This is a genomic window from Pyruvatibacter sp. HU-CL02332, assembly GCF_040362765.1.
Lineage (GTDB): Bacteria > Pseudomonadota > Alphaproteobacteria > CGMCC-115125 > CGMCC-115125 > Pyruvatibacter.
This window is the reverse complement of record NZ_BAABWK010000001.1, coordinates 963,444-978,140: the sequence shown is the minus strand read 5'-3', so window position 1 is coordinate 978,140 and position 14,697 is coordinate 963,444. Positions and strand designations below refer to the sequence as shown.

Genomic DNA, 14,697 nt, shown 5'->3' with positions numbered 1-14,697 from the left:
CTTCATGAGCAAGAAACTCATCAGTATTGAAGGCCTCGCCAAGCGATACCCCACGCCGGGTGGCCGCGGAACAATGACCGTCTTCGAGGACCTCTGGCTCTCTATTGAAGAAGGCGAGTTCGTGTGTGTCGTTGGCCACTCGGGGTGCGGAAAATCGACTCTGCTCAACATTCTGGCGGGTCTCGAGACGCCAACCACTGGCGGGATCATCGTCAATGGCAAAGAGATTTCCGGGCCGAGTCTTGACCGGGCGGTGATCTTTCAGGGGCATGCGTTGATGCCCTGGCTGTCGGCGCTTGGAAATATCGAACTCGCGGTGCGGTCACGCAATCCGTCCTGGTTGCCCAAGCAGATACGAGAACATACGTTGAAGTATCTGGCGCTGGTTAACTTGTCAGATGCGGTTGATCGCAAACCATCTCAGCTTTCAGGCGGCATGAAGCAGCGCGTGGGCATCGCCCGGGCGCTGAGCCTGGAGCCAGATGTGCTGCTGATGGATGAACCGTTCTCGGCCCTTGATGCGCTGACCCGTGGCGGGCTGCAGGATGAGGTTCTGGAGATTTGTGACGCGCGCAAGCAGACCACCTTCATGATCACCCATGATGTGGATGAGGCGCTGTATCTGGCCGACAAGATTGTTCTGATGACCAATGGGCCGGACGCCCGCATTGCCGAAATCGTGGTCAATACGCTGCCGCGGGATCGGACGCGGGAGAGCATGTTCAAGCACCCGCGCTTCTACCCGATGCGCAATCACCTGATGGATTTCCTCGTTACGCGTTCCAAGACGTTTGACGACGAAGTAGCTGCCAATGGGCATGACCGGAAGAACCCGTCACTCGTGTCTCCGGGGGCAGCCGGCGTTCTGTCCGTGGACACTGCGGCAGCGGAGGAGACATCAGCGCCGGGAAAGTCAGACGCGCCCCTGCAGGCAGCCGGGGGCTGAAGCGCCGGCGCAGCACAGCACGCCGCACTCAAACACACAGACGCGCGCTCTAGTGGCACGCACCCAAAAAGGAGTTCCACAACATGGATCGTTTTGAACTGACCCAGGCCATTGAAGACAAAATGGACGAAAAAGGTCTGACCTATGCGCAGGTAGCTGAAGGGGTTGGTCTGTCACCGGTCTTCACAACGGCAGCACTGCTGGGCCAGATGGCTTTGCCGGAGGAGGCCGCCAAGAAGGCGGCTGACATTCTGGGTCTTCCTGAAGCTGCAAAAGGCCTTGCCAAGATTCCAAGTCGCGGCTCGCTGGGCATGGATGTGCCAACTGACCCGTTGATCTATCGCCTGTATGAAATCGTGCAGGTCTACGGCACAACGTTCAAGAAGCTGATCGAGGAAGAGTTCGGCGACGGCATCATGTCGGCCATCGATTACGATATGGATATCTCACGCCAGCCGGACCCCAATGGCGATCGTGTGAAAATCGTGATGTCCGGCAAGTTCCTGAAGTTCAAGAAGTACTAGGCCGCCGGAGCTGCAAGCCTGATCTACGGAAAAGATGTGTGGGTGGCCGCCTGCAACACATGGCGTACGACGGCCGCCTGATCACTTGCGCCCAGTTTGGCCTTCAGATTGGCAAACTGGGTGCGGACCGTGGTGATCGACACGCCATTGTCCTTTGCAAAACCTGCAAGGCTGGCACCGGTCGCAAAGGCTGCCGCCAGCTTTGCTTCTTTCTTTGACAGGCCATACCAGGTGACCAGGGCTGTTTCGTCTATGTCGGCTGTGTCCGGCGGGGTCAGCAATCTGAGCAAGACCACCGGCGGTACGCCGCGGCCCTCGCTTTCCTGTTGAAGGCGTTCGCCGCGCAGGAGCGTCGGGCCCGTATGGCCGCGTTTGCCCTTCACGCCCTCAAGGCGCACGGCACGTTGCAGGTTGTTGGGGGATGCCTGAAAGAGTGCATCAAGCGCGGTCTGCAAGGCGTCGTCATCCGCCTCGGTTGTGCCGAAGAGGCGGCCGTTCTTGAGGAGGAACGGCGTTTCGGTTTCCAGGCGGTCGCGGGCACGTCTGTTTGACAGAAGGATATGCCGGCTGGCGCTGAGCAGAAGCATTCCGTCTGATGCTTCGGTGAACAGCATGGTGAGCCAGTCCCGCTCCACCTGATCCTGCGTTACCAACGCACCGTGCTTCAGGCGGCGCTGGATGAAAGGCCAGACCCATTCAGGGCCATGGGCCCGGGACCACTCAAAGATCTCGTCCACGCGCTCGCGCGTATGGGGCTGTATAAATTCCTTGATGAGGCCCTGATAAGAGGTGATGAGATTGTCCGCATCCGCCTTGCCGGCCGGCGCCTGGCTGCCTGTCTGTTTGCGGACGAACTGGCCGATGCGGGCGAGGGCGGCGGTGCTCTGGGTCGAAAGCGGTGCAAGGCGCTGCCACGTGTCTGCCAGCCCGTCCCACTCATAGAGATTGACCTTGCCGCCGGTACCGCGCAGTTTTTCGGCCAGCATGATGGCATCGTCGTAGAGCACATCTTTGACGTCAGCGTGGATCTCTATCTCGGGCATGCCTGCAAGGTCCGCCAGGACCGGGGAGGCCAAGGGGTGTCGCGGATCAGCGCCCTGCAGATAGTCAAAGGCCAAGGTCATGATCAGTTCCACGTCAGACGTGGAGCCATTGCTGCGGATGTTGCTCACATAGGTGCCGCCGGAAAAAGTGAGGTCCACCAGCGGCGTGAGGGCCACAAAGCCTGCGGGCATGGGGTGTTGCTGATCGCGCAGGGAAATGAGGGCGGCGAGGGCAATGCCTGCGCCCGACGTATCGCCCATCACGACGATTTTTGACGGGTCATGACCCTGTTCAAGCAGGGCCAGATAGGTGGCTGTCACATCCTCAATGGCAAGTGGGAAGGGCTGCTCGGGGGCGAGGGAATAGTCAAACAGCAGGACGCGGGCGCGGGCATGGGTGGCAATACGGCCAGCCACGATTTCCTGCATGGGCCCACGATTGAGCGAGAATGTGCCGCCATACACATACAGGACAACGCGGGCATCAGCCCGTGTGTCCGGCTGAGCTATCCATACGCCGGTGACGGGAAGACCTATTGCCGGTGTGACTTCCGCCCCCAGATTATCCAGTCCTGACGCTTGTTGCATTTACGCACACTCCCAACCCATTCCTCACATTAGAACGATATTTTCCACATGGCTTCATCACTTTTGATGATGTGTGGATTTTGGAGCTCGCGTATGGCTGAAGGGAACTTGAAATCCGGGGCTGGGAGCAATCGGTATGAAGAAGAGACTTGGCGCTGCCTTGAGTGGCGCATGCGGCATGGGTATCGCCGCGTTGTTTGGTGCTGCCATGATGACAGCCAGCACAACGCCCGCCGCGGCGCAGTCGGCTACATCATGCAATGGCGGAAACGTCTCAGGCTTCAACCGCACGGCACCCGCCGGGGGTGCTGCCAATGTAAACCAGAGCGGCACATTCTTTGTCGGGGACGTGATCACCGCAACGGCGACAGGGATCATCCTGTCGGTGGCGTTTGATGTGAACCCGGGCAACAATCTGCTGCTTTTCCTCAACAACACGACCGGCTCGGGAAGCTTCACGTTTCCCTCAAGCGGCACATTCACCATCAATGGTGCGGTGAATGCTGCAGGCGGTGGATCAGCCACCGTTTCCTTTACCTGCGTGTCTGGCCCCGGTGCCAACGCCTCGGGAAGCAATGGAACGACGTCGCAAGACACGGAAGAGACGCTCGACAACACGGATGCGATTAATCAGGCGATTGAAGAGGAGGCTGCCCGAGATCTGATTGAGGACGGGTCTGAGTTGGATCCGGACCTGCCTTCCGGCGGCACCCTCACCGAAGAGGAAGAGTGGCGGATCAAAAAGCGCATCGAAAAAATCACCGAGCGTCAGAAAGAGCTTGATAATGAAATCAAAGCGGCGGATGAAAGCCTGAAGGGCTTGCAACAGGCAAGAGAGACGGCACGGGACGCTACCGAGGATACGAGCAATAGAAGTGCCGCTGAAATCATGGCCGAAATCTTTGTTGACGCTAGGCAGGCGCGAAACGAAGGGGCCTATCAACGCCGTTTGCAGCAGATAAGCGATTGGGAATTGCAAGCTCAATCTGAACGCTTGGACGCGATGAACGAGCTGCAGGAACTGTATGAGGAAGTGCAGTCTCTCGAAGCAAAACTTCGTGAGCACAATGGCCAACCACCACTTATGCCTTTCAGCTCCGCGACTACTGCGTCGGCTGATCGGTTCGAGCGCGACTTCCAGGATATTGTCAGACATTTTGATGAAGCGACTGAAGCGCCCTACGTACAAGAGTTGTCGTTTGACCGTACACTGACCAACAAGACGGTTGCCTGGGTGCGTGCTTCGTTTACGCGGTACAAGCAAGGCGATGCGACCCAACAAAAGGGTGACACAGTCGTTGCGGCCGTTGGTGTTCACCATGACTTCTGGGAGGACATCCGGCTTGGGACGTTTGTGACGACCAAATGGTCGGATGTGAAAGCGCCGCTCAACAACCTTGATATTGATACACGAGGCTACTCGCTGGGTGTGTTTGGTCGCTACAAGATTGACGGGTTGGCTTTGAAAGCGACTGTTCGCTACGGCATTTCTGACAGCGATATCTCCGTTGCCAACACGACGGGCTCATACGACTCAAACCTTATTGACCTGACCCTGGGTGTGTCCGGCAGAGACGACTGGTCCAATGGCATCTGGGTCACGCATTCGACGTCATTCTCGTCCACATGGTCACATCGTGATGGCTACACAAACTCGGTTGGCACACGCATTGGGGACAATGACCTGTGGTCGGGTCGCGTATCACATGGTCCAACCTTCGGGACAACGATTGAGAACGAGGGCATCTTCACGGTGATTGAGCCTGCGCTGGGGGCCAGTGCCAACTACAACTGGACCAATAGGGACAGTCAGTCCGGCAATGTGGCGACGAGCGATGATGACTATTTCAGTCTTGCTGTGACGCCGCAGCTCTCTTTGACGACGGAAGGCGGCGCGTCGCTTGACCTGTATACCAGCGTGTTTGGTATCGCAGCTGATGTAGATGGTTGGTCGGTCGGGGGCACCTTCTCGCTGCCGCTCAACTAGGCCGCCCTTGCATCAGGCCATGGCGCACAAAAAGACCCGCAGCACATGGGTGCTGCGGGCCTTTGGTGTTTCCGGCCGTCTGTGTGGCGATTAGAAGCCGAAGGAGTAGTGAATGCCTGCGGTGTTCACGCCGGGGTTCTTGTCAGCGATATCGGCGTTGGACAGGTGCCAGACATAGGCCGAGATCATGTCGCCGCTATCGAACTGGTAGCCGATTTCGAGCTGCTCGCGGAATTCGAAGGCCTGGCCAAGGTCAATGGAATTGCCCTGGCTATAGGCGCCGAAGCCCCACTGGATGCGGGTCACGATGTTGTCGGTGAGGAAGAAGGTGCGTGACAGGCCTACATGGCCATAAACCGCACTGTCCGTGTTCACCATAAGGCCGACCAGCGGCCGAATTTCCCAAACGATATTGTAGTCAGGGATATAGCCCACATCAAAAGCTGCTGAGGCGAACTCTGAGCTGTGGCTGATGTCAAAGAAGCCCGCGCCCACATAAACCTGGGAGGGCTGCGCTTCCGCAAGGCTTTCAGCGCTGGCAGATGTGGCTGCGCCAAAGGTGGTGGTCAGGGCCATGGCCGCAACGGCGAGGCCGGAAAGTAGATGTTTCACTTGATATTCCCCTGATGCCGCCGCTCAATGGGCGGTATCCAATTCAAACCCGGGCGGAGTTTACGGGCATCAGGCCCATTTGTGCAATTGCGGCACAAAAACCCACCTATGCAGAACAGCCTTAAGTTGCTGAAGGGCCACATGAAAAGACAGGTATCACTTTTTGGCGCAGTCATCCTCGGGGTGCTTGCTGTGGCGAGTATTTTGCTCGGAGAAGACGGCCCAGACACGGTTGTTGGGACGACGACAGCGCCACTCCCATCGGGTGGTGAGGCGACGGGTTGTGCCGTGCCGCCGTCAGGCGCAAGCCGGGCGTTTGATGTCATTGAGGTAGTTGATGGCGACACGATCGTGCTGGATGACCGAAGCGAGGTCCGCATGGTGGGCATTCAGGCTCCCAAGCTTCCGCTGGGGCGCCGGAATTTTCCCGAGTGGCCGCTGGCGAAAGAAGCGCGTGATGCTGCTGTAGACTTCTCCTCCCGGCGTGAGGTGGTGTTGTGGTCGGGAGGGTCTGATGAAGACCGCCACGGCCGCCGGCTGGCACACACCTATGTGCGTGACGGGCAGGGTGGCACCATCTGGTTTCAGGGTGAGATGCTGCGGCGCGGTCTGGCGCGGGTCTATACCTTCCCGGACAACCGCGCCTGCGTGCAGGATCTGCTGGCCCGCGAAGCTGCTGCCCGTGAAGAGGGGCTGGGCATGTGGGGCCTTGATACCTATCGGATCATCACAGCCAATGAGCTGGACCGGCTCAACAGCCGCGAGGGCTCTTATGAGCTTATTGAGGGCCGCGTGCGCGAAGCCAAGCTCATCAATGGGCGGGTCTACCTTAATTTCGGCACAGACTATCGCGAGGATTTCACGGTCACGATCAGCCCGCGCGACATGAAACTGTTCCGCGATGCGGGGGTTGATCCAACTGACTATGAAGGGCGCATTGTGCGGGCACGCGGCTGGGTTCGGCTGTTCAATGGCCCCAGCATTGATGCGACGCATCCGGAGCAAATAGAGGTTATACGGTGACAGCGATGAAGCGATGGGTTGGCAGGATGGATGCTGTGCGCAGGGCGTTTGCAGCTGCTGCGTTTTCCGTCGCACTTATGTCCCTGGTGCCGGCTCAGGCCCAGATCACAGATGGCGAGCGCCGTCAGGGGGCAAGCGCTCATGAGCAGATCGTTGCTCAATATGGCGGTGTTTATGATCATCCGGAGGTTGGGCCTTATGTGGCGCGGGTCACAACGCGCATGGCCGGTGCGTCATCGATGCCCAACGAGCAGTTTCGGGTTACCGTGCTTAACAGCCCGGTGGTCAACGCTTTTGCGCTACCTGGCGGCTACGTTTATGTAACGCGCGGGCTTGTTGCGCTTGCCAACTCGGAAGCAGAGCTTGCCAGCGTCATTGGCCATGAGATTGCTCATGTGACGATGCGGCATGGGCAGGGACGGCAGAACCGCGCCATTGGCGCCGGGCTGCTTGGCGCGGTGTTGGGTGTCGCGGTCGGCAGCGACCTGGTCAATCAGATATTCAGCGTTGGTGCCTCGGGCTTTCTTGCGGACTACTCGCGCGATCAGGAAAATGAAGCAGACAGTGTCGGGCTCAATATGCTGGTGGTGGCCGGGTATGACCCCTTCGCCGCGCCTGCCTTTCTGGAGTCCTTAGGTGCACAAAGCGCCCTGCATGCACAGCTGCGCGGGGCGCGGTATGACGCAAACCGGGTGGACTGGCTGGCATCGCACCCGGCAACAGGACAGCGCGTTCGCGATACCCTGAAGCAGGCTGGCGAAACAGGTCTGACACGCGGCGCGCGTGGCACCGGCGAAGACGCGCACTTTGCGGCCGTTAACGGCATGCTCTACGGCGATGATCCCAAGGAAGGGTTTGTGCGCGGGCAGCGTTTCATTCACCCGGACATGCGGTTTGCGTTTGAAGTGCCTGACGGCTTCACGATGACGAACGCGTCCACGTCGGTTACAGCACGCCACCCGTCCGGTGCGCAGATGAAGTTCGATAGTGCTCCGCGCCGTTCAGCGGGCAGCATGGCGGAGTATCTGACAAGGGTCTGGTCCAAGGATGCAGCGCTCAGCCAGATTGAATCTCTGGACGTGAACGGCATACCGGCAGCGACGGGCATTACCCGGGTCAAAGGCAAGGACGTACGGCTTGTGGCCTATGATGCAGGCGACAAGGAGAATGTGTTCCGTTTTCTCGTTGCAACGCCGCCGCGCCAGACAAGCAGTCTCAAGCCGGGACTGCAGGAGATGGTGCTCAGCTTCACGCGTCTGAATGCTGCCGAGGCTGCGGATATCACCCCGCGTCGCATTGACGTGCACACGGTTCGTCGAGGCGAGACAGTGGCCTCGCTGGCCGCAAAAGCGGCTTACTTCACGGAGGCGGAAAAGCGCTTTCGGGTGCTCAATGGTCTGGGTGATGGGGAGCAGGTGCAGGCCGGTCAGCGGGTCAAGCTGGTGGTTGAATAGGCGTCAGGTGTTCTAGGCCCCGTCTACCAGTGCATCAACATCATCGGTTTCCTTGAGGAGTGCCGCGCGCAGCTTGTTCAGCGCCTGGTGTTCCACCTGTCGGACACGCTCCTTTGAGATGCCCAGCTCTTTGCCCAGAGATTCCAGCGTCTCCCCATCCTCACTCAGGCGGCGACGCTTGATGATGAAGAGTTCGCGCTCAGACAGTGTCTCCAGCGCACGGGCCAGCCAGCGACGGCGGACATCTGCGTCATGAGCATCGGTGGTTTCGTCTTCCGGGTCCGGGCGGTCATCCGCCAGCAGGTCCTGCCACTCCATGGACCCGCCTTCACCTGAATCCATGCCGGGCACGGCCGCATTGAGCGACCGGTCAGAGGCCGACAGGCGGGACTCCATGTTTTCAACGTCGCGCATGGGGACGCGCAGTTGGGTTGCCACGAAGGTGCGCCCTTCAGGAGACATGGTCGCGCTTCCGCCATCGTTGATGAGGGCGCGCAGGCGACGCAGATTGAAGAACAGGGATTTCTGGGCAGCGGTTGTCCCGGTGCGGACGATTGACCAGTTGCGCAGGATGTAGTCCTGGATGGAGGAGCGGATCCACCATGAGGCATAGGTTGAAAAGCGTACGCCGCGCTCCGGGTCAAAGCGCTGGGCGGCCTGCATCAGGCCGACATTGCCTTCCTGCACCAGATCGCCCATGGGGAGGCCATAGATGCGGAAGCGGGCAGCCATGGCGATCACCAGGCGCATATAGGCTGATGTCAGCTCATGGAGGGCGTCTTCGTCCTTGTGGTCGTGCCAGGCTCGGGCCAGATCGAGTTCGTGATCAGCCTCAAGCAGCGGCGCTTTCATGGCCGTACGAATGAATTTTCTTTCGGAACCCTGAGACGAAACGGCTGACGTTGCCGGCATGTGATGCGCACTCCCCACGCGGTAGCCTGCGTGTCCGGCTGCACGTAGCGGGACGACAGGTAATGACTTGCTTGTTAGGAGATACGGCGTCGGATGCCGGTTGGATCATTTGTGACGGGCGCAATTGGGCCAATTGCTTTGCGAATCTGCAAAGCGTGGCGCTTGCATTTGCGCAAATGATAGTGCGCATGGTTCGCAAATGCTGGATCGCGATCTGACCACAAAAAAGGCCCGGGTCCATGTGTCTGGATCCGGGCCTTTGATCTTTGGGGAAGGAAAGAAGCCTAGGCGGCTTTTTCTTCGTCTTCCTTTTCAGGCTTGTTGCGGCTTGGTGCCTTTTCAAGCGTGCTTTCAATTTTGGTGACGGCTTCGTCGTCTGTTGATTTTTCTACAGCTGCCACTTCGCGGGCCATGCGTTCGAGAGCCTGTTCATAGAGCTGACGTTCTGAATAGGACTGCTCGGGCTGCTTGTCGGAGCGATAAAGATCGCGAACAACTTCCGCAATGGCGATCAGATCACCGGAGTTGATCTTGGCTTCATATTCCTGCGCGCGACGGCTCCACATGGTGCGCTTGACGCGGGCGCGGCCCTTGAGGGTCTTGATGGCCTGGCCCACCACATCGTCGTTGGCGAGGCGGCGCATGCCGACAGACTGCACCTTGGCGACAGGTACACGCAGGGTCATCTTCTCTTTTTCAAAGTTGATGACGATGAGTTCCAGCTTGTGTCCGGCGACTTCCTGCTTTTCGATGCCGGTGATCTTGCCGACGCCATGGGCGGGATAAACGACGAATTCGTTCGCTTTGAACTCGGATTTCTTTGAGGCGGTCTTCTTCTTCGCGGCCATGCTCAGTCCCAAACTGCGTGCTGGGGACGGCGCCGGTTCTGTGATCCGGCGACCCCGCACGGGTCAACACGATTGGCAAAAAGACGCGCCATTATGCCCGCAAACATGGCCCTCGGCCCAGATCAGCATCTGAGCCCGTGTAGGAGGGCTGGTCGCGAGTATGACGGCACCGAGCTTCCTGATCATCGGATGCTACAAGAGCAAATGCCCAAAAACCCCTAATTTTCCGCAGAAAACCGGTTTCAGACAGCATTTACGTCAGGAACGTCGGTAAAACGCCTCAAGCCTTCAACTGGATACGCCCAGTCAAAGCGTGGGATAAATCCCACTGTTCCTAAAAACCATACACCAAAATTGGCCAAAAATAAAGCCGGGTAGCCGTCAGCACAGGGATCATCCGCCTGCAGACAAGCGGATTGGCGCTGTTTGACGGTTAACGAGGCGCTGGAACGGACCCGAACTGAGGTGGTTAGTCGCCGGTGCCGGGGGCTTCGGTAAAGAATTTGTCGAACTTGCCTTCGACATTGAGGAAGTCATCGGCGTCAGCCGGAGCATCCTTCTTGACCGTGATATTGGGCCATGTGGCCGCAAACTTGGCATTCACTTCCAGCCACTTCTCAAGGCCGGACTCAGTGTCTGGCTTAATGGCTTCTGCCGGGCATTCCGGTTCGCACACACCGCAGTCAATGCACTCATCCGGGTCGATGACGAGCATGTTCTCGCCTTCATAGAAGCAGTCCACCGGGCAAACCTCGACGCAGTCGGTGTATTTGCACTTAATGCAGAGGTCATTGACGATATAGGTCATTCGGTGGTGCTCCAGATGGTCGACGTGCAGGCCGGATGCCCGCCACGTTGGCCGCAGTCATAAATTTCCGCTGCGCTTATACGAATATGACGGGCAAGCCCGCAAGCCCCGTCTCCCCCTGTAAATGCCACATGGCTGCAGGTCTGTAATTCACAAAAAAGCGAGGGAATAGGGGCTTAACCCGCTTCTTTCATATGGGCAGCCGCTATTGCGCCTTCAACTCACGCAGTTTGGCGCGGGCGCGGCTGTCTGGCGCGGCCTCAGGGCTGGGGTTTACAGCCTTCGGCTTGTCCTTGCCCTTTGGTGGCGGCGGCGGGCTTTGGTCATCGTAAAGTGTGGCGGCAATGGTTGCGGACCCGCGCTTCTCGACAAATGCCGCAACCTCGATGACGCGGATACGGTCGCCCAGGGGAAAGGTCAGGACGTCGCCGGGCCGGACCTGGTGGGCGGCCTTGGTGACGCGGGTTCCATTGACCCTCACTTTTCCGGTGCCGACAAAACGCGCGGCTATGGACCGGGTCTTGAAGAACCGGGCGCACCACATCCAGCGATCAATGCGCTGGCGGATGTCATTGTCGTCTGACTTGCTGGCCAAAATGCCCTAGCTCTTGGATTTGAGCTGGCTGAGAACCGCAAAGGGGCTGTCAGGATCAACGGGCTTGTCGGCGCGCGGTGGACGGGCAGAGGCATGGGCTGGCTTGCCCTGCTTCTTGCTGCCCGGTTTGCCCTTGCCTTTTGGTCCACGGCCTTTCTGGTTGCGCGGGGCGCGGGGCTTGTCATCTGCCTTGTCCGTATCCCCCGAGGAGGCCTGCTTGCCCCTTGCTGTATTGCTGCGGGCAGCATTGCGGTTGCGGTTGGGAGCCGGACGACCCTTGCGTGCGGGACGCCACAGAACGATCTCTTCCATGTCGTCATCTTCGGCAGGTGTTTCACTGGTCGCTTCAGCGGTTTCAGACGTGTCGCCGTTTGGTGCAGCTTCGGTTTCAGCTTCCGGGGCAGGCGGTGTGCTTGCCTCAGGTGCCGCTTGTTTTTCTGACTCCGGCGCAGTCTCTGAGACGGGTGATGTCTCTTCCGCCGGCGCATCTTCTGCCTCCGGTGTATCTGGGACTGTCTCAGAAGGCTGCTGCAAAGGTGTTTCCGACGCTTGCTCGGCCGCGGGTGCCTGTGCATCTGAAGCCGGTGCTTCTGCTTTGGTGTCCTGCTTGGCATCCGCCTTTGCTTGAGGCTCCGGCATCTTCCGTACGCTGATTTTGTGTGGCTTGAAGCCCAGTGATGCCAGTAGGCCATCAAACACTTCACCGGAGCAGCCGACGAGCGACATCAGGTCAGCGTCTGCCGTAAAGCCGGCGCCGCCAAACCCCTGACCCAGCTCAGCGCGAGCTGCGATTTTGGGACGAATGGCGTCGGCCAGACGTTCAAGCATATCAAGGCGCACAGCGCGGGGGCCGCAGACGCGGAAGCCCAGTGCGGGATAGAAGAAGTCAGGCACACCTGCTTCAACGGCAGCGGACGTCAGGCCCGGCGCCGGGGGCGTTGGCAGGTCAATTGTGCCGCCCTGTGCCTCCTGCACGCCGTGGAGGAGCAGAATGAGATGGGCCGGTGCCGGCTTGAGCAGCGCAGGCATGAAGATGGAGAACGCACCAAAGCGCACGCCGTGTTTGCGCAGCATCGCGCGATCCGGCTGGGCAAGGGACGTGATATCTTCAGCCGCTTCGTCACGGCGAATGGCGCCCAGCGCTTCCACCAGCCGGAATGCAACGCCGCGCGCGATGCCCGTCACATCTTCTGCATCGCGCAGCTTGATCAGCGGCTCGAGCACTTTGTTGATGTGTGCTGCAAGCCATGTGTCCATGCGCTGGATAACGGCAAGGCGCTCAGCGGCCTGCAGTTCTTCGCCGGTGATGATGTCTGTCTTTGGCGACAGGCGGTCTGCGCCAACGATCAGGCGACCGACAGGGGCGTTCTCCCACATGATGCGGCCGTGCTCTGTGAGTTCAAACGCCTCATCGGCAGCTGCGACCAGACGCCGTGCGCGATCTTCAATCTCACCCGTTACAGCCTTGTCGGAGGCAGCGCGCAAGGCTTTGCCGTCCAGACCCTCAGCACGGGGGTCAGGGACAAAAACCAAACCTGCGAGGCGGCCGACGAATTCGCCCTCCACCATAACTTCGCCATCTGCGCTAACTGACGCCATTAAATCCTCTCTCAGCTGCAACCTTTTGAGCAGCATACTTGTCCGCCGGTCAATGAACTGCTGTGTGAGCCGTTCATGTAAAGCGTCCGACAGCCTATCTTCTATTGCGCGGGTGACGCCCTGCCAATACGCAGGATCATTCAACCAGTCCGCACGGTTTGCCACATACGTCCACGTGCGTATATGCGCCAGACGCGACGCCAGCGTGTCAATGTCGCCGTCTGTGCGATCTGTACGCTTGGTCTGGGTAGAAAACCAGTCCTCCGGGATGACACCGGGAGACGCGCCGTCGGCCTTCATCAGGTGACCGTAGATGTTCGACAGCAGACTGGCGTGCTCGTCAATCATCACCTTGCGGAAATCAGGCACCTGGGCCACTTCCCACAGCCTGGTCACCGCCTCCGTGCCATTTGCCACAGGCTTCACACGTTCATCACGCGCCATCAGGGCAAGGGCGGCGGCGTCAGTTGCATGGCGGGCTCGCATCAGGCCGCGCGCCGGTGGCGGTGTCTCAAGGCTTTTGAAAAGGGTTTCGACCGAGGAGAAGTTCAGGGCCGCGTTGCGCCACATGAGCATGCGCACGGCCTCGAAGCGGTGTTCCTCGATTTCCTCCACCTGCTCATTGTCCAGCGGCATGGCGTCTGCGGTCACCCCAAAGGTGCCGTCATTCATGTAGCGCCCGGCGCGACCGGCGATCTGGCCGATCTCGGCAGCGCTCAGGGCGCGGTGGCGCTGGCCGTCAAATTTTTCAAGGCTGGCGAAGGCCACATGGTCCACGTCCATGTTGAGACCCATGCCAATGGCGTCGGTGGCAACGATGAAATCCACATCGCCGGACTGATAGAGCGCCACCTGCGCGTTGCGTGTGCGCGGGCTCAAGGCCCCCATCACAACGGCAGCCCCGCCTCTGTGGCGGCGGATCAGCTCGGCAATGGCATAGACCTGGTCTGAGGAGAATGCGACCACGGCGGACCGTCGCGGCAGGCGGGTGATCTTCTTGGGGCCTGCATAGGACAATTCTGAAAACCGTGGCCGTTGTTCAAAGCGACAGTTTTTGACCAGATCGCGAATGCGGCCCTTGATGGTGTCAGACCCCAAAAACAGAGTCTCGAGTTCACCGCGCATATGCATCAGGCGATTGGTAAAGACATGGCCGCGTTCGGGGTCAGCCGCCAGCTGGATTTCATCAATGGCCACAAAATCGACAGTGATGCCCGTCGGCATGGATTCGACTGTCGTCACCCAATAGCGCGGGTTGTCGGGAATGATTTTTTCTTCACCGGTGATAAGGGCCACGTTCTGTGCGCCGGCGCTTGTTTTCACGCGGTCATAGACTTCGCGTGCAAGCAGGCGCAAAGGCAGGCCGATCATCCCGGTCTCGTGGCCGAGCATCCGTTCGATGGCGAGGTGGGTCTTGCCGGTATTGGTTGGCCCAAGCAGCGCCCACACGCGTGCATCCGCATCCACGCGTGGTGTTGTGTTGGTCTGAAACCTGCTGAGAGGGGGAGACTGCCGGGCCATTGAGCGCGCACCTTCCCCGGCGCGCGGACGAATAGCAAGGTCCAATCAGGCCTTCTGGCCAAGTGTTGAAATCTGGCAGTTATCCAACGTTTGCGCAGGGTGCGTTTACGAAAGGGATCAAGCCGTGAACGAAGCAGGTCCGAATCGCTGACTCAGGCTGATTCCGGGTTCGTTCACGGCAATATGTGGTGGCGGTCAGGTATTTGGGCCATATGTACGCGCACATGGTGCGTGTCT

At 59.3% G+C, this 14,697-nt stretch carries 11 protein-coding genes and 1 pseudogene; 5 read left to right on the top strand and 7 right to left on the bottom strand.

Going from position 1 to position 14,697, the window contains the following annotated elements; all coding sequences use genetic code 11:
- The first annotated feature begins 4 nt into the window (after positions 1–4).
- Both ABXH05_RS04515 and cynS read left to right on the top strand, forming a co-directional pair.
- The gene (locus ABXH05_RS04515; protein ID WP_353559962.1) at positions 5–946 is read left to right on the top strand and encodes an ABC transporter ATP-binding protein; all 942 of its coding nucleotides are present in this window, start codon (positions 5–7) and stop codon (positions 944–946) included.
- 83 nt (positions 947–1,029) lie between these two features.
- Positions 1,030–1,470 carry a cyanase gene (cynS, locus tag ABXH05_RS04510; protein ID WP_348135875.1) on the top strand — a complete coding sequence of 147 codons (441 nt, stop codon included), beginning with the start codon at positions 1,030–1,032 and terminating at the stop codon, positions 1,468–1,470.
- 23 nt (positions 1,471–1,493) lie between these two features.
- Here cynS and ABXH05_RS04505 read toward each other — a convergent pair whose 3' ends face one another.
- Complete coding sequence (locus ABXH05_RS04505) at positions 1,494–3,101, bottom strand: alpha/beta hydrolase fold domain-containing protein (protein WP_353559961.1); 1,608 nt, start codon at positions 3,099–3,101, stop codon at positions 1,494–1,496.
- Positions 3,102–3,237: 136 nt separating this feature from the next.
- Here ABXH05_RS04505 and ABXH05_RS04500 point away from each other — a divergent pair, with 136 nt between their 5' ends.
- Positions 3,238–5,088, top strand: coding sequence for an autotransporter domain-containing protein (locus tag ABXH05_RS04500; RefSeq protein ID WP_353559960.1), 1,851 nt, complete (start codon positions 3,238–3,240; stop codon positions 5,086–5,088).
- A gap of 90 nt (positions 5,089–5,178) precedes the next feature.
- Here the strand turns inward: ABXH05_RS04500 and ABXH05_RS04495 are convergent, their stop codons facing one another.
- A complete protein-coding gene (locus tag ABXH05_RS04495) occupies positions 5,179–5,700 on the bottom strand; it encodes an acyloxyacyl hydrolase (protein WP_353559959.1) in 522 nt (173 codons plus the stop codon).
- 141 nt (positions 5,701–5,841) lie between these two features.
- Between ABXH05_RS04495 and ABXH05_RS04490 the strand changes: the two genes are divergently transcribed.
- Positions 5,842–6,723, top strand: coding sequence for a thermonuclease family protein (locus ABXH05_RS04490; RefSeq protein WP_353559958.1), 882 nt, complete (start codon positions 5,842–5,844; stop codon positions 6,721–6,723).
- 5 nt (positions 6,724–6,728) lie between these two features.
- Positions 6,729–8,177, top strand: coding sequence for a M48 family metalloprotease (locus ABXH05_RS04485; RefSeq protein WP_353559957.1), 1,449 nt, complete (start codon positions 6,729–6,731; stop codon positions 8,175–8,177).
- A 12-nt stretch (positions 8,178–8,189) separates the two neighbouring features.
- Here the strand turns inward: ABXH05_RS04485 and ABXH05_RS04480 are convergent, their stop codons facing one another.
- The 5 genes and pseudogenes from ABXH05_RS04480 to ABXH05_RS04460 form a co-directional block, all read right to left on the bottom strand.
- Positions 8,190–9,089, bottom strand: coding sequence for an RNA polymerase factor sigma-32 (locus ABXH05_RS04480; RefSeq protein WP_353559956.1), 900 nt, complete (start codon positions 9,087–9,089; stop codon positions 8,190–8,192).
- A 284-nt stretch (positions 9,090–9,373) separates the two neighbouring features.
- Positions 9,374–10,000, bottom strand: a pseudogene (locus tag ABXH05_RS04475) (CarD family transcriptional regulator); the annotation flags it as partial.
- A gap of 406 nt (positions 10,001–10,406) precedes the next feature.
- The gene (gene fdxA, locus ABXH05_RS04470; protein ID WP_348135862.1) at positions 10,407–10,745 is read right to left on the bottom strand and encodes a ferredoxin FdxA; all 339 of its coding nucleotides are present in this window, start codon (positions 10,743–10,745) and stop codon (positions 10,407–10,409) included.
- Positions 10,746–10,950: 205 nt separating this feature from the next.
- A complete protein-coding gene (locus tag ABXH05_RS04465) occupies positions 10,951–11,340 on the bottom strand; it encodes an RNA-binding S4 domain-containing protein (RefSeq protein ID WP_353559955.1) in 390 nt (129 codons plus the stop codon).
- Positions 11,341–11,346: 6 nt separating this feature from the next.
- Complete coding sequence (locus tag ABXH05_RS04460) at positions 11,347–14,460, bottom strand: helicase-related protein (protein ID WP_353559954.1); 3,114 nt, start codon at positions 14,458–14,460, stop codon at positions 11,347–11,349.
- Positions 14,461–14,697: the final 237 nt, after the last annotated feature.